Origin of the sequence: Cupriavidus sp. TMH.W2 (assembly GCF_050847365.1) — a bacterium.
In the GTDB taxonomy this organism is placed as follows: domain Bacteria; phylum Pseudomonadota; class Gammaproteobacteria; order Burkholderiales; family Burkholderiaceae; genus Cupriavidus.
On record NZ_CP193792.1, the window covers coordinates 2,010,198 to 2,034,136 of the forward strand.

The 23,939-nt window shown below is 62.9% G+C and carries 22 protein-coding genes and 1 tRNA gene; 5 read left to right on the top strand and 18 right to left on the bottom strand.

What is annotated here, in order from left to right:
* Positions 1 to 85: 85 nt before the first annotated feature.
* The 4 genes from ACREYQ_RS09200 to ACREYQ_RS09215 form a co-directional block, all read right to left on the bottom strand.
* Positions 86 to 412 (bottom strand): hypothetical protein, encoded by a 327-nt coding sequence (locus ACREYQ_RS09200; protein ID WP_432260390.1) that lies wholly within the window; start codon positions 410 to 412, stop codon positions 86 to 88.
* A gap of 204 nt (positions 413 to 616) precedes the next feature.
* Positions 617 to 820 (bottom strand): TraR/DksA family transcriptional regulator, encoded by a 204-nt coding sequence (locus ACREYQ_RS09205; protein ID WP_432257342.1) that lies wholly within the window; start codon positions 818 to 820, stop codon positions 617 to 619.
* Between the two features lie 36 nt (positions 821 to 856).
* Positions 857 to 1,189 carry a glycine zipper domain-containing protein gene (locus tag ACREYQ_RS09210; RefSeq protein WP_432257343.1) on the bottom strand — a complete coding sequence of 111 codons (333 nt, stop codon included), beginning with the start codon at positions 1,187 to 1,189 and terminating at the stop codon, positions 857 to 859.
* 216 nt (positions 1,190 to 1,405) lie between these two features.
* Positions 1,406 to 1,984 carry an elongation factor P gene (locus ACREYQ_RS09215; RefSeq protein WP_432257344.1) on the bottom strand — a complete coding sequence of 193 codons (579 nt, stop codon included), beginning with the start codon at positions 1,982 to 1,984 and terminating at the stop codon, positions 1,406 to 1,408.
* Between the two features lie 193 nt (positions 1,985 to 2,177).
* Here ACREYQ_RS09215 and ACREYQ_RS09220 point away from each other — a divergent pair, with 193 nt between their 5' ends.
* Entirely contained in the window at positions 2,178 to 2,615 is a 438-nt protein-coding gene (locus tag ACREYQ_RS09220) for a universal stress protein (protein ID WP_432257345.1), read from the top strand.
* A gap of 184 nt (positions 2,616 to 2,799) precedes the next feature.
* Here the strand turns inward: ACREYQ_RS09220 and ACREYQ_RS09225 are convergent, their stop codons facing one another.
* The 7 genes from ACREYQ_RS09225 to ACREYQ_RS09255 form a co-directional block, all read right to left on the bottom strand.
* Positions 2,800 to 6,303, bottom strand: a complete 3,504-nt coding sequence (locus tag ACREYQ_RS09225; RefSeq protein WP_432257346.1) for an ImcF-related family protein — start codon at positions 6,301 to 6,303, stop codon at positions 2,800 to 2,802.
* A complete protein-coding gene (locus ACREYQ_RS09230) occupies positions 6,303 to 7,538 on the bottom strand; it encodes a hypothetical protein (RefSeq protein WP_432257347.1) in 1,236 nt (411 codons plus the stop codon). Before ACREYQ_RS09230 ends, ACREYQ_RS09225 begins: the two co-directional genes overlap by 1 nt.
* A gap of 9 nt (positions 7,539 to 7,547) precedes the next feature.
* Positions 7,548 to 7,799, bottom strand: a complete 252-nt coding sequence (locus tag ACREYQ_RS09235; protein WP_432257348.1) for a PAAR domain-containing protein — start codon at positions 7,797 to 7,799, stop codon at positions 7,548 to 7,550.
* A gap of 39 nt (positions 7,800 to 7,838) precedes the next feature.
* Positions 7,839 to 8,951: an SEL1-like repeat protein gene (locus tag ACREYQ_RS09240; protein ID WP_432257349.1), complete on the bottom strand. Its 1,113-nt coding sequence runs from the start codon at positions 8,949 to 8,951 to the stop codon at positions 7,839 to 7,841.
* A gap of 26 nt (positions 8,952 to 8,977) precedes the next feature.
* Entirely contained in the window at positions 8,978 to 10,279 is a 1,302-nt protein-coding gene (locus tag ACREYQ_RS09245) for an SEL1-like repeat protein (RefSeq protein ID WP_432257350.1), read from the bottom strand.
* A gap of 3 nt (positions 10,280 to 10,282) precedes the next feature.
* A complete protein-coding gene (locus ACREYQ_RS09250; RefSeq protein ID WP_432257351.1) occupies positions 10,283 to 11,422 on the bottom strand; it encodes a phospholipase D-like domain-containing protein in 1,140 nt (379 codons plus the stop codon).
* A gap of 74 nt (positions 11,423 to 11,496) precedes the next feature.
* The gene (locus tag ACREYQ_RS09255; RefSeq protein ID WP_432257352.1) at positions 11,497 to 14,154 is read right to left on the bottom strand and encodes a type VI secretion system Vgr family protein; all 2,658 of its coding nucleotides are present in this window, start codon (positions 14,152 to 14,154) and stop codon (positions 11,497 to 11,499) included.
* A 202-nt stretch (positions 14,155 to 14,356) separates the two neighbouring features.
* Between ACREYQ_RS09255 and ACREYQ_RS09260 the strand changes: the two genes are divergently transcribed.
* The gene (locus tag ACREYQ_RS09260; RefSeq protein WP_432257353.1) at positions 14,357 to 14,539 is read left to right on the top strand and encodes a hypothetical protein; all 183 of its coding nucleotides are present in this window, start codon (positions 14,357 to 14,359) and stop codon (positions 14,537 to 14,539) included.
* 105 nt (positions 14,540 to 14,644) lie between these two features.
* On the opposite strand, the gene aceB is transcribed toward ACREYQ_RS09260, so the two are convergent.
* Complete coding sequence (gene aceB / locus ACREYQ_RS09265; protein WP_432257354.1) at positions 14,645 to 16,231, bottom strand: malate synthase A; 1,587 nt, start codon at positions 16,229 to 16,231, stop codon at positions 14,645 to 14,647.
* A 50-nt stretch (positions 16,232 to 16,281) separates the two neighbouring features.
* Positions 16,282 to 16,983 carry a haloacid dehalogenase type II gene (locus tag ACREYQ_RS09270; protein WP_432257355.1) on the bottom strand — a complete coding sequence of 234 codons (702 nt, stop codon included), beginning with the start codon at positions 16,981 to 16,983 and terminating at the stop codon, positions 16,282 to 16,284.
* A 292-nt stretch (positions 16,984 to 17,275) separates the two neighbouring features.
* On the opposite strand from ACREYQ_RS09270, the gene ACREYQ_RS09275 reads away from it, so the two are divergent.
* A complete protein-coding gene (locus ACREYQ_RS09275; protein ID WP_432257356.1) occupies positions 17,276 to 18,226 on the top strand; it encodes a LysR substrate-binding domain-containing protein in 951 nt (316 codons plus the stop codon).
* Between the two features lie 174 nt (positions 18,227 to 18,400).
* The gene (locus tag ACREYQ_RS09280; protein WP_432257357.1) at positions 18,401 to 18,835 is read left to right on the top strand and encodes a universal stress protein; all 435 of its coding nucleotides are present in this window, start codon (positions 18,401 to 18,403) and stop codon (positions 18,833 to 18,835) included.
* 178 nt (positions 18,836 to 19,013) lie between these two features.
* Here ACREYQ_RS09280 and ACREYQ_RS09285 read toward each other — a convergent pair.
* The 3 genes from ACREYQ_RS09285 to ACREYQ_RS09295 all read right to left on the bottom strand — a co-directional run bounded on the left by ACREYQ_RS09285 (position 19,014) and on the right by ACREYQ_RS09295 (position 21,856).
* Positions 19,014 to 19,089, bottom strand: a tRNA-Met gene (locus ACREYQ_RS09285).
* Between the two features lie 181 nt (positions 19,090 to 19,270).
* Positions 19,271 to 20,566: an isocitrate lyase gene (gene aceA / locus ACREYQ_RS09290; RefSeq protein WP_432257358.1), complete on the bottom strand. Its 1,296-nt coding sequence runs from the start codon at positions 20,564 to 20,566 to the stop codon at positions 19,271 to 19,273.
* Between the two features lie 336 nt (positions 20,567 to 20,902).
* A complete protein-coding gene (locus tag ACREYQ_RS09295; RefSeq protein WP_432257359.1) occupies positions 20,903 to 21,856 on the bottom strand; it encodes an alpha/beta fold hydrolase in 954 nt (317 codons plus the stop codon).
* Positions 21,857 to 22,366: 510 nt separating this feature from the next.
* Here ACREYQ_RS09295 and ACREYQ_RS09300 point away from each other — a divergent pair.
* Positions 22,367 to 22,975 carry a DUF6036 family nucleotidyltransferase gene (locus tag ACREYQ_RS09300; protein ID WP_432257360.1) on the top strand — a complete coding sequence of 203 codons (609 nt, stop codon included), beginning with the start codon at positions 22,367 to 22,369 and terminating at the stop codon, positions 22,973 to 22,975.
* Positions 22,976 to 23,012: 37 nt separating this feature from the next.
* On the opposite strand, the gene ACREYQ_RS09305 is transcribed toward ACREYQ_RS09300, so the two are convergent.
* Together ACREYQ_RS09305 and rraA are read right to left on the bottom strand one after the other, a co-directional pair.
* Complete coding sequence (locus tag ACREYQ_RS09305; protein WP_432257361.1) at positions 23,013 to 23,429, bottom strand: gamma-glutamylcyclotransferase family protein; 417 nt, start codon at positions 23,427 to 23,429, stop codon at positions 23,013 to 23,015.
* A 2-nt stretch (positions 23,430 to 23,431) separates the two neighbouring features.
* Entirely contained in the window at positions 23,432 to 23,929 is a 498-nt protein-coding gene (rraA, locus tag ACREYQ_RS09310; RefSeq protein ID WP_432257362.1) for a ribonuclease E activity regulator RraA, read from the bottom strand.
* Positions 23,930 to 23,939 lie beyond the last annotated feature (10 nt).

Genomic DNA, 23,939 nt, shown 5'->3' on the forward strand with positions numbered 1-23,939 from the left:
TTTCGATGCGCAATCACCTGCCGGTCCGCAAGCGACGCGAGACAGCAGGCAGCCCCGGCGGGTTGGACCGGGGCTGTCAGATTGCTTAGTGCAGTTGGCGCTTCAGGTCAGCAAGTTCCGAATGCATCGAACTGACTGCATCCTTGATCTTTGCATCGAGACCGCCGGCCTGCTGGCAAGCGCGGTCTGCACGATCACCGATCCGTTCGAGATCATCGACCCATTGCCGGATCCGATCCTGATCCTTCGAAGACGCGACCTTCGATGCCGATTTGCACTCCTTGTCGAGCTCATCCACCCAGTTCATCAAGTCTTGTGGAATCCTCGCATCGGCATGACAAGTCCGTGATGCCTCGCTGATGGTTTGCTGCAGATGACTAAAACGTTGCTGCATTTCACTGGCTTGCAACATGATGCCCCCTTCGTGAACATCAATCCACATGAATTCAGGCAGCAGATAATTGTGTGTTGCCTGTGCCATTGTCGTTCGCCCGCATCAATCGGCTGCCAGTGAAGTCGCAATGCGCAGCCCTGAAGCGCGCGAAGGGCACTTTTTCAGTCTAGGTCAAAATCGACCGCACGCTCCGATGTGATCCCCAGGGTCCCTGTTGCTAAGTCAGCTCGGCGACGCAAGATCTGCGACGGCCGGACGGCGCGTCGCCTGCGCCTGGCGGGGATGGCGCTGTTCGTGGAGATTCTGACATGCCGTGCAGCGCATGGCGGCCGGGTACGCTTGCAAGCGGGCGAACGGGATGGCCTGCTGGCAGTCGATACAGACGCCGACACGGCAAATGCCACGTGTCCCATGCGAGACTCGCACGTGTCACTGCCGTACCGGCGCCGCAGTCACGAATGCCTAGCGGTGGCTGGCAGCCAGCGCGACGATAGCGCCTGTGGTTGCCGCGATGGCGGCCACGGTACCCATGCTTTGCCATGGATGCTCATGAACGTAGCGATCGGTCGTTGTCGCCCACTCGGAGACCTTGGCGCGGCCTTCTTCGCGCAGCGTAACAAGGCGCTCCTGCAGCGCGCGCTGCCGGGCCTTCAGTGCATGGCGCTCAAGGCTGGCCCCTATGCCGGTTTCAGCCTCGACATCATGAAGAAGTGCCTGCACGTCAGCCATCAGCGTATCGACGTCGCGGGCCAGTGCGTCCTTGCGCATAGAGAAATCGGATCGGATGTCGTTCATCTTGCCCTCCTGTCAGTGAAATCATCGCGGTGCGTCGCGCAGCACGATTGGCGCTGTGTCAAATATAGGATTGGGTTGACGGCCCGGCATGACAAAGAAGATCGGATCCTGGTGAAAGACAGGTGCCAGATACGGTACTGCGGACACTGCCCGGCCCGCCCCAGCGGGACTGTACGCTGCGCTGCGCATGCAGGGAGCGATGGCGCGGCACTGGGGTCACGGCTTTCGCGTCCCTCGCCTTAACCGCTCCAGATATTTTCCTGAAGCGACCTCGATTCGCACCGCGTCCCCTTCCTTGACGAACTGAGGAACGAGAACTTCCATGCCGTTATCCAGCGTGGCAGTCTTGAAGGTTGAGGTTTCATGCTCGTGCAGGCCCGGCGGCGTGGACGCGACGGTTAACTCGACCGCGGGCGGAAACGCGATGGTGACTGGCTCGCCCTCATAAAACTGCACCGGGATTCGCATATTGGGGTGAAGAAACTTTTGGAATGCACCCATGGTTTCCGCAGGAAAACTTATCTGCTCGAAGGTGTCGGGATTCATGAAGAAAAAGGCGGCACCATCGGTGTACAGATATTCCATCTCCTGGTGATCGAGCGCGGCCTCTTCGAGCTTGTCGCCCGGGTGTAGCCGCAACTCCCTGATGTGACCCGTCTTAAGGTTCTTGAACCTGGCGAACACTGCGCTCCCCTGTTGGCCGCCGCCAGCGTGGTACCCGGCGCTGATAACGCTATGCAGTTCGCCCTCAAGCATGATGACCATGCCCGACTTCAGTCCGGAAGCTTCGACCATTGGTGTCTCCACCTGGGTGGCAGGAATTCGCCTTCAGCCTAGCACCGCAGCGCCCCTTCATCACCCTGTTCCGCTGACCGGAGGGTCGAGAAGCACGTCACGCCAGCCTGGGAACTATTGTCGTACCATTAAGTTCATAGCGCGTGCCAAGGGGGCCAGGGCGGATGCCCCGGCCGGCCACGAGGAGGCCAACATGTTTCAGCATATCTTGGTGCCCACCGATGGATCGGCACTCTCCGACGCTGCCGTTCGCATGGCGGTGACACTCGCCAGGGCATTTGAGGCGAGGATCACGGGATTGCATGTCATCCCGGAATTCCATGTCTTCACGCATCGGCCTGACATGCTGGAGGACAGCCAGGAGCGCTACGCGCAACTTGCCGAAATGCACGCGGAGCGATACCTGGCGGTGGTCGCACAAGCGGCAAGAGAAGCGGCGGTGGCATGCGAGACGCTCAGCGTTACCCACAGTCACCCCTATGAGGCGATCATCCGGACCGGCGAGGAACGCAACTGTGACCTCATTGTCATGGCGTCGCATGGCCGGGCCGGCCTGCAAGGGCTACTGATCGGCAGCGAAACCCAGAAAGTCCTGACGCATTGCCGGATCCCGGTGTTCGTGTTTCGCTAGTCACTGCAGCGTGCGTCAGCCCAGGCCACCGTTGCGCCCGAATACCCGGAAAGAAGAACTGCAGCCGAAGCTGCGGCCTCCCATCCTGGCAACCCGTTGATTTCGTCCGGAGCAACGCCAGCGACGGAATCATGCGCAGGTAGTGTGGCCACAGCATGCTGATCAGCGCATGGTGCTTCCGTCTCTACTTCCGCGGGGCCGGGGTGGCACGCGCCGGAGCCTGCGGCTCCCGGCCCAGGAAGATGCGCGACGGCAGCACGAAGCCCCGCAGCGCCAGCATCTCCATCGGCCCCTGGCCAGCTTCGGTGCGCATCTGATAGCTCAGCGGATAAACTACTTCCGCCGGCGGCGGCAGCCTCGCGGCGCGGGCCGTCAGGCTGTCGGGATCGGCACCGTCCTGGTCATGCCCTTCGGCCGGACTCTCGTTGCCACCGGCCTTTGCCCCCCCGGTGTCCGCGCGTGTATCCGGCATCCCCTGCCAGGTCAACTGGTAGGTCGCGCCGTCGAGCGGCTCGATGCGTGCGCGCTCCAGCATCCGAACCCATCCCCAGCGGCCGCCGAACTCGTAGCTCTTGTTGGTGCCGGCCTTCTCGGACTGCCACTGCAGGCGGGTGCCCAGGTCCTGTGCATTGCTGGCTGGCCATGTCAGCGCTTGCCAGGTCTCGCGCTGGTTGTAGTAGTGGAGCTTCTGGCCATCGAGGGTCAGCAGCGTGTCGGTCAGGCCCGGGGTGGGAATGGGCTTGACCTCGAAGCGGTACCGGGGCTCGCCTTGCGCCAGCATGCGAGTGGCGACGCGTTGCAGGATATTGACCGACTTCAGGAAATCCGGATCGAAGACCAGTGCCTGGCCTCCGGTAGCCGCCGGCACCCATTGATCGCCCTGCAACGCCAGCACGCCAGCCAGTTGCGTGCCAAGGAACGTTCCGATCAGCCCCGTCTGCGGGCGCAGGAAGCGCGCCAGTTCCGGCAGCGAGGCATCATTGACACTGTCCGCAAACGGATAGCGCCCGGCGAACGCCCGGCCCCACGCCATGACAATGCCTTGCCGCCAGGCGTCGTTCAAGCTCGCCTGCGCGGGCTGCAGGACAGTCTGCGTGGCCTGGACAATCGGGCGCACGAACAGCGTGTCGCCCATGCCGGCCCATTGGCTGCCAAGGCTGGCGGCCATCAGTTGGGCGTAGGCCTGGGTATCGGCGAGCTCCGAGCCCTTGCCCTGGAACAACGCCTGCGCCATCTGGCGGGCCTGCGCGTCAGCATCGGCGCTGTTACTGACCTGCTGCAGGCGCAGGCGCAGCGCCGTGGCGCGGTCGAGGAAGCGTTGCAGGCTCAGGTCACCGTTAGCGCCAGTATTGGCGTTGGCGCCCTGGCCCTGCCCCACCAGCCGCAGCACCGGGCCGAAAGCGGCGCCCAGCGGCCCGGCCGCGTCCGGCTTGATCGCTTCGGGACCCGCCGCCTTCTTGCCCAGCAAATCCTGAGCCTTGGCCACCAGTGTGTCGGACAGGGAGTCCTTGCGCGCACCAGCGCCACCCTGGTATTCGAGCGCCTTCATCAGCGCGATCACCGGCGACTGGCGCGCGTCGGCCATCAGCTTGAACTGGTCGATCGCGGCAGGCAGCGTCGGCGCAGGTTCCCATTGCAAACTGTTCATGAAGCCCTGCCAGTGTTCCGCGTAATCGGCGAAGTACTGTTCGGTCAGGGCCGCCTGCAGGGCTTCGGCCGAGCGGCTCGCCGTCTGTGGAGCGCCATGCGGCTTGTCGTCGGTCAGCACCCAGTCGCTGGCGATCTCTGTCCGCCTGGCGGCCGCCTCGATCGCGGGAGCGACATAGCCCTCGTAGGCCTGGCGGGTGAAGACGCCGGGCACGATCGCGGCAGTGCGTGCCAGCCCGCGGGGATCCGTGCCTGCCGTGAGCGACACCAGGTTCTGGTCCGGGTACTTGTTGCCGCCGTTGTCACCGAAGGCGTCGATGATGCCCTGGTAGACCGTGTCCTCGGCATTGCGCTCCCCGATGACCTCAAGCAGGGTCTGGCGCGCGCCGGCCACCAGTTCGGGCCGGGGCTCGATGCGCCAGGCAGGGTTGGCCTTCAGGTGCTGTACATAGAACTTGAGCAGGCGTTCGGCCAGATCCTGCTGCTCGCCCGGTGTGAGCCGGGCGTCGGTGGACCAATGCTGTATGAGTTGCGGGGCCAGGAAGGCGGGCTCGGCGCGCTCGGGGTGGGCCAGCATCAGGTAGGTCTTCAGCCCTTCATGGCCCCCCAGCGCCCACCGGCTGGTCTGATCGTCCAGCGAGTCGGTACGCATTTGCGCGAGATCTGCCAGCGAGGCCTCCAGGTCCCGCTGCACGGGCGTGGCGAGCAGTTGGCGGCTGGCCTGGGTGTATGGCTTCCATAAGGCGTCGAGGACGGCCGCATCGCGATTGAGGCCGAAACGCGTCGCGAGCGGAGTGTGATGCTCGGTGCGGTACTCGAAACGCTCGATCTGCTGCTGCAAGGCGAGGAGCGCACGCAGGCACGTGGCGGCGTCGGAAGCCGACCGGATGTCGTCCACTGCCTGCTGGGCGACACGTACATCCCGCCCGTTCAGCGCACCGGACACCAGCATGCCTGCACTCCAGACACCAACTGCCGTCAGCCCCACGATCGAAAATACCGTGACCGGATGCCAGCCGACCCGCCGGCCTGGCTGGCGGCGCGCTGCGTCGCCCAGATACTGCCAGAGGGGCAGGTCGGCATTGGACGCGGAATCCGCGGCTGCTACCGAGCCAGGATATGGGGCGAACACGATGCCACGGAACGGGATGCGCCAACGTCGATTGCTTGCCATGCCGCCGATCCATTCAGCAAGCGCCTTGGCACGGGTATCGAGCCGCGCGGAAAGCTCGCCCATGTAGCGATCACGGTTGTTGCGGATCAGGTGCTCGACGCTACGCGCTGCCAGGCGGTCGCGCACGGACTGCAGTGCGGTGTGGATCGAGAATGTGTCCGCCTGCCATGGCAGTTCGCAGCCAATCACCGGCGTGCTGCTTGTCGTCGTGTCCGTCTGCGCGACCTCCAGCACGTACACCGGGGCCGACCAGCGTAGCACCTCGGCAATTCGCGCCAGGCTCATGCTTTGCGGGATCGTGCCGCGACCCTGCGCCGGCAGTTCAGTCTCCCCGTTGGTCACGAGGACTATCGCATCCACCGGCCGGCGCCGGCGCAGTTTGTAGAGTTGTCTGAGCCACGCAATGTCCGGCTGCCCATCCTTGCCGGCCTGGCTCCACAGCAGCAAAGCTTCCGGCGTTTCAAGCCAGCCTGTGCCGATCAATTCTGGCAATAGCCGGCCAATGGCGGTATCGTCGCCGGTCATCAGCAGGCGGGGCAGGCGGCGGCAGTGCCGGTCGCGCAACGCGAACCTGAGGTTCGCATACCGTAGCGCCGTCAGATCCACGCTGGCGGCCGGGCTCTTGCCCGCGCGCGCAACCGGATCGCGCTGGTGCCGCTTTCGGTCCCCAGAGCGACGTGCCACCGCGTTCCACGCTGCAACAATGGGACCGCGCAGCAATATTGCCGCCACCCCAATCAGCGCCGCGATCTCCGCCTGCCTCAGGGCCACGTCGCTGCCGGCACCCCGGAAATACAGCGTGGCGGCCACTACCGCCGTAATGGCAATGACCGCGATCCTGTATCCCAAACTCTTCCGATTTTCCATCAAGTCGTTTCCGTTCTGCTCAGGTGTGCCACGGGGCGCACCACCGCCAGCCTCAGGGCGTGCTCCCGGCAGGCAATCAACTGCGGCGACCGGGTCTGCTGTGCCTGCTCGATGGCCAACGCGGTGGCAAACCAGCCCGCCGCCGCGCCCGGGTTGCCAATGGCCGTATCAATGTCGTGCACACCGGGCAATGCGTCCTCCCGCGCCGCGCCCAAAGCTACCTCCGCCCCGACCTTGAGCAGCGCCGCCTTGTCCGACCTGGACAGGCCGGATTGCCACAGGTGAGGAAGATCCTCGGGCTTGGCTCGTCCACACAGGGCAGCAGTCGTCATGGCCTCGGCGATCCCATCGGCTTCGCATGCCACGGGGCGATGCAACATCGCGACGGGTGCCAGGTCTCGCCGCTCGGCCAACGGTGCCCAGCCGAGCAGCAAGGCCGCGGCGGCCTCGCCACTGTTCTCCGGCGGCCTGTCGTGCAACTGGACGGCGATGAACAGGGTGAATTTTTCCAGCGCAGGGCCGCCGTATTCATCCAGCCAGGTGTCCAGCATCATCAGTCCTTCGCTAGCCGGTACCAGCGTTGCCTCGGCCGAACGCAGGTCGCAGCCGTGCCAGCACGTCTTCCATACCGTCAACAATGACTCCGGATCGGCCTCCCCTGGCAACTGTAGTTGCACGTCGAAAGGTACTCTTGGCGGCAAGGTGCGTAACGGTGCGTCGATGGCCTGCAGCAGCGCCTGGAACGTCTGCCGGTAGCGGTCGATGCTTCCACCGCCTTCGCCCAATGCCAGCCGCGTATGGCGAACCGCCGGCACGCGCCGTTCCAGCGTGCGCGCCTGGAGTGCCGCTTCCTTTTGCGAAATCCGGCCCGACACGCCATCGGTCCCCATGGCGCACAGATACACGGCGCCGAGCACCGCCAATGGCTCGGTACCAAAGGCAATGGCTTCGTCGCGATCCGCCTGCCGGATCTCCTCCCTTGCCGCCAGATGATTGCTGTCTTCCTCATGGAAGTGCAGACGAATTCCGAACAAGGCGGCCCATGCCAGGGTGGGATACCCGAGCAGCCGCATCCAGAACCACGGCGTGCCCGTCGGTTGGCCCTTGGGCCAGGTGAGCAAGGTCCAGGCAACACCGCCGGCGAGGCACCCCAACAGGAGCACCAGCCAGACAATCGGGTTCAGCGGCGTGGGCCGTTCCTTATCCGAGGACGGCTCCGGCAATTCAATGGGCATCGGACGCGTTCAGAGAAGGCTTGAAATCAGCTTGCAGCCGCACATGGCGCGATAGCCATGGCGGGCGACGGGCACGCCGTCGTCTTTCGTGGTGTCATCGCCGTCAGTAATCAGGTTGGGGAGTACATTGGGATGCCTGGGGCATGAAACTTGGTCGCCCTTACGGGCCACCGCGCGGCCGTCATACCGCATCGTGGACGAAGCCGTGATGACCTTGCCGCCGTGATCGGTGGCGTCACCCAGGCGAATGAGATCTGGCAATTCGCTCTCCTCAACATCGTGAAATCTTGCATGCTTGCATCAGACCTGATTGCCGTAGACAAGTGACAGAAGCTTCTGCTCGGCTTCCGAGGGTGTCGTCGGTGTGGCCTTCGCCGAGGTGGCCAACGGCAGGCCCGTGGCCGGGTCGAGGCTCTTGGCCTTGCTCAGGCGATTGATGAGTTCATCAGAGGGCTTTTCGGGCGGGACCGCCGCGTCCTGTTCCTTCTGCCACTGGAAGGTGCCGTCCCAGGGCGGCAGCTTGGCCGGGGGCAGCGGCACGATCTGGTCGATGTCCGGAACCGTGGGGTTACGGCCCTCATTGTCGATCAAGAACTTCCAGATTAGCTTGTAGCGCCTAGAGCGCTCGAAGTCAGCTGATACGGCGAGATAGTACATTTGCTCTGATGGCGGCAAGAGTTGCTGCGATGGAATCGGTTCCGTGAAGCCTCCCTTCAGAAAGGAGGCAGATTGTGAGTCCCCTGCCCTTACCCCCGTTTGGAATGCTTGAACCGCCTCGGAATATAGAGCGCTGTTTTGCAGATTAATACCCAGTGAGCTAGCCGCTTTGCCATGACCTTGAGACGTCGCACACTGGCGCATCTGCCTGGCAATCTCGGGCGCCATGTCGGCGGGCGCAAGCAAATCAGCAACGTAATACTGCGCATCGGCATTGCCCAGGTCCGCAGCCTTGCGGATGAAGCGCCGTGCCATGTCCTCATCCTGCTTGAGGCCGTAGCCATGCAGCAGGTAGTGCCCAATGTCATAGTAGCCGCTTGGTACTCCGGCCTCGATCAGTTGTTCGGCCAGAGCGATGCTTTCCTTGTCCGGGGCTGGCGACGCGGCGGACCCTTCCGATACAAGCAATTGCAGATTGTGATTGGCCTTGTAATGGCCATGGGCTGCCGCAATCCGGTAATAGCGCGCGACTTCATTGAAGTCTGTCGGTCCCGCCTTCTTTTCCAGGTACCGTCCGTATTGAAAAAGGGCGTCGGCTTGCGGGTCGAGTGGTGGGAGATGATCGGCCTCGTGGAGGCAGGTGAACGCTAGATTGGCGCGCACGGCGCTCAGGTCAGGTCGCGAAGCCAAGGGATTCTCCCTGGAACAAGCGGCGACGGCGAGGGCCGCCAGCAATACAGCAAGCGCGGTGCGCATTGGTCGGTTTCCGTTGGTGCTTCGCGTCATGTCCGATCGCTGTAGCCGACCAGCTCCCACGTCACCGCTACGGAACGCTGACGCACCCCCAGCAGGTCATCCATCCACGCGAAGAGCCGCGGGTCGTAGCCGGTCAGCGGCGGCAGGACATCCCCCTTTGCGAAGCTCCGCCTGGCGCCGGGGAGCTTGCCAACGGCTTCCTGCACGCACCAGATGCCGCTTTGCGGACAGCGCTCGCCCGAGTCCACCTTGGTGCCCAGCGACACCACATCAGCCTGCGGTGTATTTGCCTGAGCGATCTTCGCCAAGGCAGCCAACGGCAGGCCCGTGGTCGGGTCGAGGTTCTTGGCTTTGCTCAGGCGATTGATGAGTTCGTCAGAGGGCTTTTCGGGCGGGACCGCCGCGTCCTGTTCCTTCTGCCACCGGAAGGTGCCGTCCCAGGGCGGCAGTTTGGCCGGGGGCAACGGCACGATCTGGTCGACATCGGGCACCGTCGGATTGCGGCCATCGTTGTCGTCAATGAATTTGCCAATCAGCTCATAGCGCCTTGCGCGTTCGGGGTCACTAGGGAGCGCAAGATAGTTCAATCGATCCGACGACGGAGGCCCCTTGAAGCCAGATTCCAGACTGAAAGCTGCCTGTGTATTGCCAGCGGCCACTCCCTTCTGGAACGCCTTGACCGCTTCGTTGAAGTGCGAGTTGTTCTTAAGATTGATGCCCAGCGAACCGGCAGCATCGCCATGGCCTTGATCCATCGCACACTGGCGCATTTGCCTGGCAATGTCTGGGGACATGTCGGCGGGGGCAAGCAAATTGGCAACGTAATATTGCGCTTCGGCATTTCCCAAGTCGGCGGCCTTGCGGATGAAGCGCCGTGCCATGTCCTCATCCTGCTTGAGGCCGTAGCCATGCAACAGGTAGTGCCCGATGTCGTAGTAACCGCTCGGCACACCTGCCTCGATCAGCTGTTCGGCCAGGGTGATGCTTTCTTTTTCAGGGTCTGGCGACGCTGCGGAGCCTTCCGACACGAGCAGTTGCAAGTTGTGATTGGCCTTGTAGTGCCCGTGGGCTGCCGCGATCCGGTAATAGCGCGCGACTTCGTTGAAGTCCTTTGGACCGTCCTTCTTCTCCAAGTACCGCCCATACTGGAATAGGCTTTCCGCATGCGGATCGAGCGGCGGCAGGTGATCGGCCTCACGGGCACAGGTGAAGGCGAGATTAGCGCGCACGGCGCTCAAGTCAGGTAATGAAGCCAAGGGATTCCCGTTGTTGTTCGAGCAGGCACAGATGAGAAGGGCAAGCGAAAGCGTCAGGGCTTTTTTGCGCATGGATCAGTCCAGCCGACTGCGTTTGGTGGAGTCTCGATAAAAACCAACAAGCGAGGCAATTGGGGATTGAGTTTTGCTTGCCCGAAAATCTGAATTGTTGTTGATGATGTTGCTCCAAGCTTTAAAAGCTACCTTGGGATCGTCCTGCGCCCCAGTCCCCTTCGTGTGGATACTCCACAGCCGCTGACGCAACGGCTGCGTCACCGCAGCGTGCTCATGGCAAATATTCAACTCGCTATCCACCTCCATGCTGCGGGTGTTGATATTGGCCGATCCGTGGGTCAGGAACACATCGTCAATGATCATGACTTTGCTATGCACGTAAACCGGCATCCAGTTATCCGCCGGCGAATCCGGCGCCACCAACGTACAGACATGAATCTTCAGGCCAGGAATCTCCATCGGTAAAATCGGCTTCCTGGGATCCTGGTTGTCTTTGAGTTTCTGCCTAATCTCGTCGAGTTTCTGTTGCGCAGCCTTCCTTCGTGCCAGCGCGTCAGCGTCTGCTGCGCCACTCACGCCACCGCCAATGCCAGGAAACGCGGGCTCGTTCATCCCCAGGAGCTCCTGCAGCAGCTTGTCTCTGCGCTCCAGTCTCGCAACACCCGGCATCGTGTCTGGTCGTCCCAGGCTGTCCAGCATCTTGTAGGTGCTGACGGTGCCATCCCCCATCCCTTCGTCGCTTGAATTCGTCACGACGAACAGATGAATGGGCCCGTGCTTGCCCGAGTCTCGTCCCCACTCGGCATGCCGTTGCGCGACCTCCTTGATGGCGTCCGCGAGTGGCTCCCATCGGAAATACTGGTTCTCGATATAAATGAACTGCGCCACATTGCGCACAGATTGCAGGTAGAGCGCCTTAATGTCCTGCCTGTGCTCCTGCGACTGGGTGCGGGTGAGCTGTGCCATCACGACAGTGCCCTTGTCGCGCCGCACTTTCAGGCTGGAAGCGTAACCCTTGCGCTTTGCCAACAGATCCACCTTTGCACTGCGCTGCCATGCGCGGCAGAAGTTCTCATTCAGGTGCTCCAGCACCGGCCCTGTCACGATGCTTGAAATATCCTGACGTGGCGTCGCGCCGTTGCGTCCGAAGCGGGCGTTCATCCTTGCAAAGCGATGCGCGTCGTCATCCCAGTAGGCCATGGCAAACAGATCGTTGCTGTCGTGGTTCGATTCAACGCAATCGGCGTAACGATTGGGGGATGTTTGCTCACGACTTATCCTTCCGATCCTGGATTAAGAAGGTCCTGGTATCGCTGCCGGTGCAGGGCACGGTCCCCCGGCGGCGTAACCTCGCCGGATGGCCTGCTCTCATGAAAGTGGAAGCCCCGATTCGCCAGTTCGCCGTTTGCCGGGTCGCCCCGGTATTCTTCGGCCACGGGCACGGCGTATGAGACGCCCCCTGCAAGTTCCAGTTGGTATGCATGGGTGGTGGCGTGGTGATCGACCGGAATCAGGCCTGTTGCGTCCATCACGCCTTGTTTGACCAACACCCCGTCCGCCAGCAGCCTGTATGGTGTCCCGGCTGGCAGCCTGTTCCTGGATGCCGGCGAGGCCGCGGCATTGAGCATCAGGGGCTGCGTGGGCAACCCGCTGCCTAGGTTCGTTACGACCTGCATGGAAGCGGCGCCTTGCTTGTCCCAGGCCGCGCACTTCTCGCGGATATCGCCGGGCGTGCCGTTCTCGATGCCCTCCGGGGTGATGCGTATATAGGAACCACCCGCGCCAAGCCAGACTTCCTTGTCGGCTGAGAGGATCAGCTTGCCATCGACGCTGATGATCTCCAGGTCCTTCAGCGCCGTCAGGTGCAACTCATCGCTCTGCGCCTGGATTTCGATCTTTCCCTTGGCGGCAAAGAGCTTCATGCCAAGCTTCTGTACAAACAGTGACAGGCCATTGCCGACTGCAACGGCAAGCTGCCGGAGCACGCTGATGTCGGCGTTGCCGCCTGCCGTCACGATCAGGTTCTTGTTGGCGCTCAGCTGCAGGTCCGCGCCGGATACCAGCGCCATGCCGGCCGGCGCGCTGGCGAGCAGGCCCGCTGCCTTCAATTGATTCAGGGTGTCGTGCAGCAGCGCCTTCTGCCGCTCGCAATCCGCGGCCATTGCCTGGGCGGCCTTGGCGGCATCGGCCAATGCCCCGCTTTGCTGGAGGGCCTGCTCCAGCAGCCGTAGAGCCGCCTGCATGTCGAGCTGCTGCCCGGCGGCATTCGGCTGGTCATCCGCCGAAAGGAAGAGCCCCTTGCCGCCCCGGATCGCGCCCCAGCCCGAGGTGCGCAGCTCGAAGCCGTCCCCGCGCTTTTGCTTCTTGTGATCCACGAGATAGCCCAGGTTGAGCTGGCTCTTGCCCCCATACTCGGTGGACAGCTTGATGCTCTCGTGCCCCTTCCAGTCCTCCATGCGCAGCTTGTTGTTGCTCTGCGTCCGGATCACATTGGGCGACAGCCACCCTTCCTGGTTCGTGATCAGGTCCGCGTGCTGGCTGTTGTGCTGCACGTGGGCGATATATGGCTTGTTCGGGTTGCCGTCGCGGAAGGCCACGTCCACATAGGTGCCATCGATCAGCGGGAAGTGGAAGCCTGTCTGCAACGCCCCCGCGAACGGCTTGGCCAGCGCCAGCGGTACGCTCTCGGCGCCCTTTGGCCATTCCTCGAAATCCACATCGAAGCGGACCGTGTAATGCCCGTGCTGCGTCAGGTAGGCGTACTTGTACTGGCCGGACGAAGTGATCCGGGCGCTCAGCGTTCCATGAATCCTCGGCCAGTTGTCCTCGTCCATCGGCAGCCGGTAACGCCGGTCCGAGGGAATGGCCTTGAAGGTATTGCGATAGGCCGCGTCACGCGCCCCGCTGTGAATGACCTCGGTGATCACCTGCCCGTCGGGCGCATCGGGCAGCGCCTGGTCCATGCGCAGGATGCGCGCCGGACGCAATTCCAGCACATTGCTTTCGCCCGCGAAGATCAACTGCTCGGAAAACTTTGCCTCATGGCGCAGTTGCGCCTCCCATCTGGCCCCCTCGAAGTCCAGGTGGTGCGTGCCATAGACATACGACTGGCCGTAGGTCGTCTTCTCCTTGCGTGCGACGTTCGCTTCGCCGGTCAGACGCTCCCAGGCCTGGTCGGGATTGAAGTCCGCGACCCGGAACGATTCGGGCACGGTCTTCGCGTGGGTCTCGAGCGAGAACACCGCTTCCTGGCCGGATTCCAGCCCGGCTGTCTCCCGGTATGGCACCCGCAGTTCCGGCTGGTAGATGTAGTGGTCAATATCATCGCCAAACACCACCATCTCGCCAAACTTGCCGGGGCTGGAATAGAAATAAATCCCCTCCTGTTCGCACAGCAGCCGGATGTACGCCAGATCAGACATCTGATACTGAAAGCGGAACTTGTGTTGGGGGTATTTCCGGCGCAGCTTGAACACGAACTGGTGCCCCGCCAAGTCATGGCGCCGCAGGATCGCCTCGATGATCTGCGGGGCGGTCTGGTGCTGGTAGATGCGGCTGGCGCGTGTGAGCCGCAGCCGCGCAACGAGTGGCTCCACCACGATCTCGTAGCTGCAGAAGTCGTAGGTCTGGCGAGTCTTGCTGAACCGTGTGATCCATCCGGCAAACTTGCGCGGCTCCACGCCGTCGGCGGTATCGATCAGGAAGGTTGCTGCCTTGCCCAGATAGTCGGCTCGATCCAGCTCAAGTGGGTGGGTGATCTGGATGGTGACGGTATAGGGCTCGCCCATCCGCTCCGCGGCCTCGAAGGAGACCACCGACAGGGCCGCGGCGCTCGCCGTGCCGGGCACCTCCACGAAATACGCCTGCCGCCCGGTCAGTCCCTTGAGCGGCGCCCCGCCGTCATTCCTCCGTTCTCCCATCAGATCCGCCATTGCCTGTGCTCCGTTATCAGCGTATTCAAAGCTGCAGCAGTGGCGACACATCGCTCGACGCACGCGCTGCGCGTCGCACGTTAACCGGTTTTTTCTACGGCAAAAATCCCATTGCAGGCGCTTTCACGTTAATTGGCGATCTGGATCAACACTCTATGCAAATTCGGATTCAGCCTATTTTTCCTCAATGATTGTTGTGGTAGTGATCACGAAAGGCGCCGTACTGATCGTTGCTGAAGACGTTTATGAATTAACGATCATTAAGGTCAGAATGAGAAAGGAATCGCAGATGACCGCGGGTTATCAGAGCGAAGTACCCAAGGCACGCGTCAATATCAAGCTTGACCCGCATACCGGCCGTGCGCGCGCCACAGTGGGTTCGTAACCTAGTGAATAGACTGCCAAGTCGACTATGCGAGCAACGCGCAAATCAAAAAAAAACCGCAGCCTGAGCTGCGGTTTTTTCATCCTATAAGACCCCTACTACCGCTCAAACTTCCTCATACAGCGGCAGCGTCAGGAACTCGGCAAAATCCTCCGACGTCGACATCTGCTCGAAAATCTCGGCAGCACGGTCATACGTCCTGGTCTCGCCGCCAACCAGCTCCTTCACCTTGGCCAGCTCTTCCGGAATCAGCTTGCGCACCAGCTCGGCCGTCACCTTGGTGCCGTCTTCCAGCTTGCCCTTCGGCGAACGGATCCACTGCCACACCTGCGAGCGCGAGATCTCGGCGGTGGCGGCATCTTCCATCAGGTTGTGGATCGGCACGCAGCCGTTACCGTCCAGCCAGGCGCCCAGGTAGTGGATGCCGACGTTGATGTTCATGCGCAGGCCGTGCTCGGTGATCGGCGTTTCCGGCTGGAAGTTCAGCAGGTCGGCGCCCTTCACTTGCACGTCCGGGCGTTGCTTGCCGAACTGGTTCGGCTTGTCGCCCAGCACTGCCACGAATTCCTTCATGGCCGGCTCGACCAGGCCCGGGTGGGCCACCCAGCCGCCGTCGTAGCCGTCGGTGGCGTCGCGGCGCTTGTCGCTGATGATGCCTTCCATGGCGATGGCGTTCTTCTCCGGATCGTTCTTGATCGGGATCAGCGCGCTCATGCCGCCGATGGCGGGGGCGCCGCGGTGGTGGCAGGTCTTGAGCAGCAGCAGTGCATACGAACGCATGAACGGCGCGGTCATGGTGACCTTGGCGCGGTCGGCCAGGCAGAAGTCCTTGTCGTTCTTGAACTTCTTGATGCACGAGAAAATGTAGTCCCAGCGGCCGGCGTTCAGGCCAGCGCTGTGCTCGCGCAGCTCATACAGGATTTCGTCCATCTCGAACGCCGCCAGGATCGTTTCGATCAGGACGGTGGCCTTGATGGTGCCTTGCGGCAGGCCGATTTCGTTCTGCGCCATCACGAAGATCTCGTTCCACAGGCGCGCTTCCAGATGGCTTTCCATCTTGGGCAGGTAGAAGAACGGGCCGGCGCCGCGGGCGATCTGTTCCTTGGCGTTGTGGAACAGGAACAGCGCGAAGTCGAAGATGCCGCCCGAGACGCGCTTGCCGTCGATGGTGACGTGCTTTTCGTCCAGGTGCCAGCCGCGCGGACGCACTTGCAGGGTGGCGATCTTGTCGTTCAGCTTGTATTGCTTGCCCTTGGATTCCAGGGTCAGCGTGCGGCGCACGGCGGCCTTCAGGTTGACCTGGCCCTGCAGCTGGTTGTGCCAGTTGGGGGTGTTGGAATCCTCGAAGTCGGTCATGTAGCTGTCAGCGCCCGAGTTGAAGGCGTTGATGACCATCTTGGCTTCGACCGGGCCGGTGATTTCCACGCGGCGGCATTCCAGCGCCTGGGGCACCGGGGCAACCTTCCAGTCGCCTTCACGGACGCTCTTGGTTTCCGGCAGGAAGTCGGGGAGCTCACCGGCGTCCAGGCGCTTGGCGCGCGCCACGCGCGCGGCCAGCAGCTCCTGACGGCGCGGTTCAAAGGCGCGGTGCAGCTTGTCTACCAGGGCCAGGGCTTCCGGCGTGAGGATATCTTCGTAGGCCGGCAGGATCTCGCCGGTAATCTTCATGCCCGCGGGCAGCGTGATAGCCATCAGTCTTCTCCTGTGTTCGATAGCGATAAGGCTTGGTTGAAGGGATCCTGCTACACCGCCACGCCACGGGCGCGGACGAATTCCAGCAGGTCGCTCATGTCGTGCCCGGTGCCGGAGGGGGCTACGTCGAGCCGCTCCGCCGGATGGCCGGCACGGTTGATCCAGAACGTGGTGTAGCCGTACCAGGTGGCACCGCAGGCGTCCCAGCCGTTGGACGAGACAAAGAGCATCTCTTCCGCGGGCAGGCTGAAGGCTTGCGGCCCCAGCGCGTAGGCGGCCGGCGCGGTCTTGTACTGGCGCACGGCATCCACCGACAGCACGTGGTCGAACAGGCCGTGCATGCCGGCGCTCTTGACCGAGATGTCGAGCATCTCGGCGTTGCCGTTGGACAGGATGCCCAGCGGCAGCCCGGCGCGGCGCAGGCGCTTGAGCGCACCCAGGTTCTCCGGGAACGCCGACAAACACGCGTATTCCTTGAGCAGCTGCGCCTCCGCGGCGTCATCCAGCGTCAGGTTCAGGCGCTCGGCGGCGTAGCGCAGCGCGTCCACGGTGATCGCCCAGAACGGCTTGTAGCGCGAGCCATCGGGGGCTGCCATGGTGCGGATGCGCGTGTAGTCGATCTGCCGGTCCCGCCACAGCAGCGCCAGCGCCTCGCCGCGGCCCGGGAACAGTTGTTCCGCGCGCGCGGTGACGGAATACACGTCGAACAGCGTGCCATAGGCATCGAAGACGACTGCGCGGATCTTGTTCATAAGGGCCTGGGCAACCTGCAACGGTACGGGCGACTGGGTGGATGGACGGCCAGACCACAGCTGCGTGGCTCTGTACACCATTGAATGCATCGAATTGTAGGGAGACGCTGCAGTGCGGCAAAGTGGTCGTGGGTCACTTGATCTTTTACTTTTACACCACTAATCTTGGCTGACCAAAACAAAACTCCGCACCAAATCCGCCTCACTGCCGGCAAAATGCCCTCCACGCCACCGATTGCGTGGCCACGCCGGCACACTGCGGGGCAGTCGCGGGCACATCAGGCGAACATTTGTGGACCATTTCAAACAACTGGAGACCTTTGTATCCGTCGCATCGCGCGGCAGCCTGTCCGCCGCGGCGGCGGCCGAAGGCGTGGCGCCGGCCATCATCGGGCGGCGCATCGACGCGCTGGAAGAGCGCCTGGGCGTCAAGCTGCTGGTCCGCACCACACGCAAGATCAGCCTGACATTCGAGGGCTCGGCCTTCCTGGAAGACTGCCAGCGCATCCTGAACGACCTGCACAACGCCGAGGCCAGCGTCTCCGCCGGCGGCGTCAAGGCCAGCGGGCACCTGCGCGTGACCGCCCCGGCGGGCTATGGCCGCAAGCATGTGGCGCCGCTGGTGCCGCTGTTCATTGAGTCGCACCCGGATGTGTCGATCACGCTGGACCTGTCCGACCGCGTGGTCGACCTGGTCAACGAAGGCTTCGACTGCGCGATCCGCCTGGGCGACCTGCCCGATTCCAGCCTGGTATCGATCCGCCTGGCCGAGACCCGCCGCGTGGTGGTGGCCTCGCCCGAGTACCTGGCGCGCGCCGGGCGCCCCAAGATGCCCGAAGACCTGCAGCGCCATAACTGCCTTGCATTTGGTGCCAGCGCCAATATGCAGCGCGGCTGGGTGTTCCAGGAAGAAGGCCGCGCGGTTACGGTCAAGGTGGGCGGCACCATGGAATGCAGCGACGGCGCGGTGCTGCATGAGTGGTGCCTGCAGGGCAACGGGCTGGCGTGGCGCTCCTGGTGGGAGGTGGGCAACGAGATCGCCAGCGGGCGACTGGTGACGGTGCTCGACGAGTTCCAGGCGCCGCCGATCGGCATCCATGCCGTGTTTCCGCAGCGCAAGCACCTGCCGCTGCGCGTGCGGCTGTTTATCGACCATCTGAAGAACACCTACGGCAACCCGTCCTACTGGCGCCGGGCCGAGCAGGCCGCGGCCCTGCCGGTGGCGGAGGCCCTGGCGAACTGAAGCAAGCGGCTGCAGCCGGCGTGCTGAGACAGTTTCATTGCAATTGACATTGCGCAATGACCTTCTCGGCACACTGACTACAATGGATTCAAGACAGGCGCTTCCCGATGCCTTGGCGTCCCCGATGCCAACAGGCCGCCCTGCCCCGATCCCTAGTCAGAAAAGGAGCCCCGCATGTTCCAACACATCTTGCTACCCACCGACGGCTCGGAACTTTCCAAGAAGGCCATCAACGGCGGGCTGGAGCTCGCCAAGACCATCGGCGCGCGCGTCACGGCCTATGTCTGCCTGGAAGAGTATCCCTACACCCCGTTCAGCGAGATCGTGGTCGAGGCCCCGCAGGCCTTCAAGGACCGCATCGAGAACCAGGCCAAGCTTTACCTGAAGGAAATCGAGAACCTGGCCGCGGCGGCCGGTGTGACCTTCGACACCGACATGTCGACCTTTGCCGTGCCCTACCTGGGCATCATCGACGCGGCCGAGCGCCATGGCTGCGACGTGATCTTCATGGCCTCGCACGGGCGGCGCGGGCTGTCCGGCCTGCTGCTGGGCAGCGAGACGCAGAAAGTGCTGACGCATACCGACATTCCGGTGATCGTCTACCGCTGAACCGCGGCGCACCGCGCCAAAGCAAAACCGCCCGCACCGGCAGGACCGGTGCGGGCGGCTTTTTGCTTGCGCAGGCCGCTTACGAAGCCTTGCTGATGCGCTGCTCGATATGCTCGGCGCGGTTTTCCGAGCCTGGGTGCGAGCCCGCGCGGCACGAACCGGGCGGGCTTTCGGAATCTGGTTGCGGGGGCAGGACTTGAACCTGCGACCTTCGGGTTATGAGCCCGACGAGCTGCCAACTGCTCCACCCCGCGGGGCGCAATATACCCGAGTCGGCAGCATCTGGATACCTTTATCGGCACTGGATTCATCATGCAATGAAAAATCCGCGCCGTCCCTGAGAGAGAACGGCGCGGCGCCTAAATCAGAAGGCGTGATGGTCGCACGCCTTCCTTGACCGCCGGACCCACGTTCCGGCGGGGGTGACCAGGAGAGTCAGGCCACTTTCTTGTCTTCGAAGAACTGCTCGTCTTCGGTCGAACCCTTCAGTGCGGTCGTCGACGACTGGCCGCCTTCGATGGTCTGGGTCACGGCGTCGAAGTAGCCGGTGCCGACTTCGCGCTGGTGCTTGACCGCGGTGAAGCCCTTCTCGGCTGCCTTGAATTCAGCTTCCTGCAGTTCCACGAACGCGCTCATCTGGTTGCGGGCGTAGCCGTAGGCCAGGTTGAACATCGAGTAGTTCAGCGAGTGGAAGCCGGCCAGCGTGATGAACTGGAACTTGTAGCCCATGGCACCCAGTTCCCTCTGGAACTTGGCGATGGTCGCGTCGTCCAGGTTCTTCTTCCAGTTGAACGACGGCGAGCAGTTGTAGGCGAGCATCTTGCCCGGGAACCTGGCGTGCACGGCTTCGGCAAACTTCTTGGCGAACTCGAGGTCCGGCTTGCCGGTTTCGCACCACACCAGGTCGGCTACTTCAGCGTAGGCCAGGGCGCGCGAGATCGACTGCTCCAGGCCGTTGCGGACACGGTAGAAGCCTTCCACGGTGCGCTCGCCGGTGCAGAACGGCTTGTCGTTGTCGTCCACGTCCGAGGTCAGCAGGTCAGCGGCTTCGGCATCGGTACGGGCGATCACCAGGGTCGGCACGCCGGACACGTCGGCTGCCAGGCGGGCGGCGGTCAGCTTGGCGACGGCTTCGCGGGTCGGCACCAGCACCTTGCCACCCATGTGGCCGCACTTCTTCACCGATGCCAGCTGGTCTTCGAAGTGCACGCCGGCGGCGCCCGCTTCGATCATGGACTTCATCAGTTCGAAAGCGTTCAGCACGCCGCCGAAGCCGGCTTCTGCGTCAGCCACGATGGGGGCGAAGTAGTCGGTGTCGCCCTTGCCTTCGCTCCACTGGATCTGGTCGGCGCGCTGGAAGGTGTTGTTGATGCGCTTGACCACTTGCGGCACCGAGTTGGCCGGGTACAGCGACTGGTCGGGGTACATTTCACCGGCCAGGTTGGCGTCGCCCGCGACTTGCCAGCCCGACAGGTAGATGGCCTTCAGGCCGGCCTTCACTTGCTGCATGGCCTGGTTGCCGGTCAGCGCGCCCAGCGAGTTGACGAACGGCTCGGTGTGCAGCAGGTTCCACAGCTTTTCGGAGCCGCGGCGTGCCAGGGTGTGCTCGACCTGGACCGAACCACGCAGGCGCACCACGTCTTCGGCGGTGAAGTTGCGCTTGATCCCCTTCCAGCGGGGATTGGTATCCCAGTCTTTCTGCAGGGCCTGGATCTGTTCTTGGCGGTTCATGGTCACTCTCCTGATGATTGCGCGATGGCAGAGAATTTCTTGATCACCTGGCCTGGGCTGCGTCGCGGTGCTGCTGTGTGGGCCGCTGTTTTTCGCGCCTCATGTCATGTGTCTTATATAAGAGTTTAGGGAACCGTCCCGCGTTGCAGCAACCCTGATCGATGGCTACCACACATATTTTTTCTTGTTAAAATTCAATAGCTTAAAAATATTTTTTTACGATATGGGACACGATATTCCATCATGAGAAATGACGTTGTGCTACGCAAACCATGAATTTTTGCGGTCCAAAACCACTTTCCACATTGTGAAAATGAGCAGGATGCGCTGTGGCCGCTATTGGACGCGCGCGGCAAGCAGCGTCGTTGAGGCCGGCTGCCCTTCCATATGCTCGATAAATTCCCGGACCATGGCCGCAAACCCTGGCGCATCGGCCAACGGCAGCCAATGGTGCGCTGGCACGGTCCGGCGCCAGAGCTGAGTGGTCCAGCGTTGCAGGTCTTCCGTCAGCGCAGGCTTCACATAACGGTCATGCAGCGGCACGATCACCTGCACCGGGGCATGGGCATGACGCTGGCGCGGTGCGCGCAGCACCGGCAGGAAGTTGGCCCGGTACAAGCGCACGCCGTGGCAACCGTCGGCGGTTTGCGTGGCGCTGGGGCCAGCATACAAGCCCTCGGTCAGCCGCAGGTAGCGCGGCCAGGTCCGGCCCAGCCACAGCCGCCAAGTCAGTTCCGGGAGCCATGGCAGGTGGAAGGCCCCGATGTACCAGGATGCCGCCAGTTGCCGCAGCGTCTTGCCCAACGCCGGCAGCGAGCGCTGCCCACGCAGCTCGCGCAGGCCTATCGCGGCGTGGTCCAGGCATGGGCCGGAGCACGAGGTAAATGAGGCGATGCGCCCCCGCAGCCGCGCATCGGTGACGAATTCCCAGCCCTGGATCGAACCCCAGTCGTGTCCGACCAGGTGCACGGGGCGCTGCCGCGAGACAGCGTCGATCACGGCGATAAAGTCGTCGGCCAGCTTCTGCAGCCGGTAAGCGCTGGTCGCGCCCGGCGCGGTCGAGTGTCCTGCTCCGCGCACGTCATAGGCCACCACACGGAAGCGCCCCGCCAGTTGCGCCGCCACGCCGTGCCAGACCTCGCTGTTGTCGGGGTAGCCGTGCACCAGAACGACTGTAGGCCGCGCGGGGCCCGGCTCGCCCCAACTGGTGGCGGACAGCCGCACCTCGCCGGCATCAATAAAGAACTGCTGCGGAAGAAGCTGCGGCTGCGGGGATTGCGGAGCATTCATGGCCGTCGATTCCATTGGTCGATGTCATCGTTAGCCATGCTACGCAAAAGCAAACGGCGCCGCGAATGGGCGCCGTCTGTTTGAAACAAGCAGGGCGAAGTCAGCGCGGAACAAGTTCAAGTGCCGCAAGAGACTCAAGTGTGTATTTGAGCAGCTGACTAGAAACCGTTAAAGTTGAATAGGAGTGCACACTGGCGCGCCGCATTGGGAGCACGTTTATGAATTCGAGGGATAACGAGCAAGACTTGCTCGACCGCTGCACAGCGGCCGCGCGAGACGAGCATTCAGATGCCCATGATCAACGTGAAGCCAATGTCTTTCGTCTGGCCGCGATGGTCTTGCAGTCGCGTTTTCCCGCTGAGTCAGCCCGCTTGATGCTTGCGAGCGACCGATATTTCCGGCTGCATCCGGGCGAGCGCGTACCCAGCGCAGATGTCGTGCGAAAGGGTTGGATCCTGGGCCTGCCACGGCTGCGTGACATGCTTACTATGCAGCTTCGTCCCCGGTGACATGTCCTCAGAACCGCACTTCCACACCCACACAGCGCTAGCCGAAGGCCTTCGCGAATTACTCACGCAACTGGAACGGCGGCTATCGCTACGAAAGCCATTGACCGTCTATCTTGCCGGCGGGATGGCCGTGCATCTCTACACCGCAAACCGCGTCACGACAGATGTTGACGCCGAGTTTGCCGGCCGAGTCATTCTGCCGCAGGACCTGCTGGTCGAAGTGGAATTGGAAGACGGAACACCGCAGGTCATCTACCTGGACACAAACTACAACCCGACTTTTGCGCTGATGCATGAGGATTACCAGGAGGACTCGATCGCCGTGGATCTGGGCCTCGAGCAAATCCGGGTGCAGGTGCTCTCGCCGACCGATCTTGCCGTCAGCAAGATTGCCAGGCTTGCTGACAATGACCGAGAGGATATCCGCGCTCTGGTGAACGCCGGGTTGACCTCTGCAGATGAGATTGAAGATCGGGCCACAAACGCGCTCGGTGGCTATGTAGGTGGCTTGGAAATGCTAAAAGCCAATCTGCGAGATGCCGTTGCTATTGCACGCGAGGAAGAAAAGCGGCCAAATTTCGGCACAGTGCAAGATCGGCCAAAGGAGTAGTCAGAGAACCGTCTTCCACAACGGAAGACGATCCAGTTCAGGCCACAGCCGTACCGCGCGCGCGCCGATAGGCCACCCAGTCACCACTGTAAATCCGCGGCAGCGTCGCCACCGCGGATTCGGCCACCGGATACAGCAGGCAGGCGACCGGCTGGCCGTTGTGCAGCACCGCCTGTTCCTCGCGCACGAACAACGAAGCCTGGCCGGGATAGACCTCCTCGATCTCGTCCAGTACCGGCAACAGCGCGTCAGGAATCTCGTAGATATCGCCCACGACCTTCCCGCTCCCGGCATCCAGCACCAGGCCCGGATAAGTGCCGAAGTCATAGAGCCTGCCCGCCACCGTCCCCGTGCCCAACAATGTGGGCGCGGCAATGCCGTGGCGCTGGGCGGCGGCGTTCAGGTCGTTGACCTCACCGGCACGCAGCGTGCCGTAGACAAAGACGCGCGGCATCGTCAGCCCTCCAGCTTTTCGTCCGAGACCAGCACGCCGTCGGCGTCGACGTAGATCCAGTTGCCCGGGCGCACGACAGCGCCGGGCATCTGCACGGCGACGTCGCTCTCGCCCACGTTGCGCTTCTGGCTTTTCTGCGGATGCACGGCCAGCGCGCGGATGCCGATGTCGCACACGTCCAGTTCGGCGGTATCGCGGATGCAGCCGTTGACGACGATGCCGACCCAGCCGCTCTTCTCGGCCAGCAGGCCAAGGTTGCCGCCCACCAGCGCGCAGCGCAGCGAGCCGCCGCCGTCGATCACCAGCACGCGGCCCTGGCCCGGCGCTTCCAGCGCGGCACGCACCAGCGAGTTGTCTTCGAACACCTTGAGCGTGGCGGCGGGGCCGGCAAAGGCGCCCTGCTTGCCGAAGGCGCGGAACACCGGCGCCATCACGCGCAGGGTGCCGTCGGCAAGGCGGTCTTCATGCGCATCGCACAGGTCGGTGGTGACGGGCTTCATCGATAGTCTC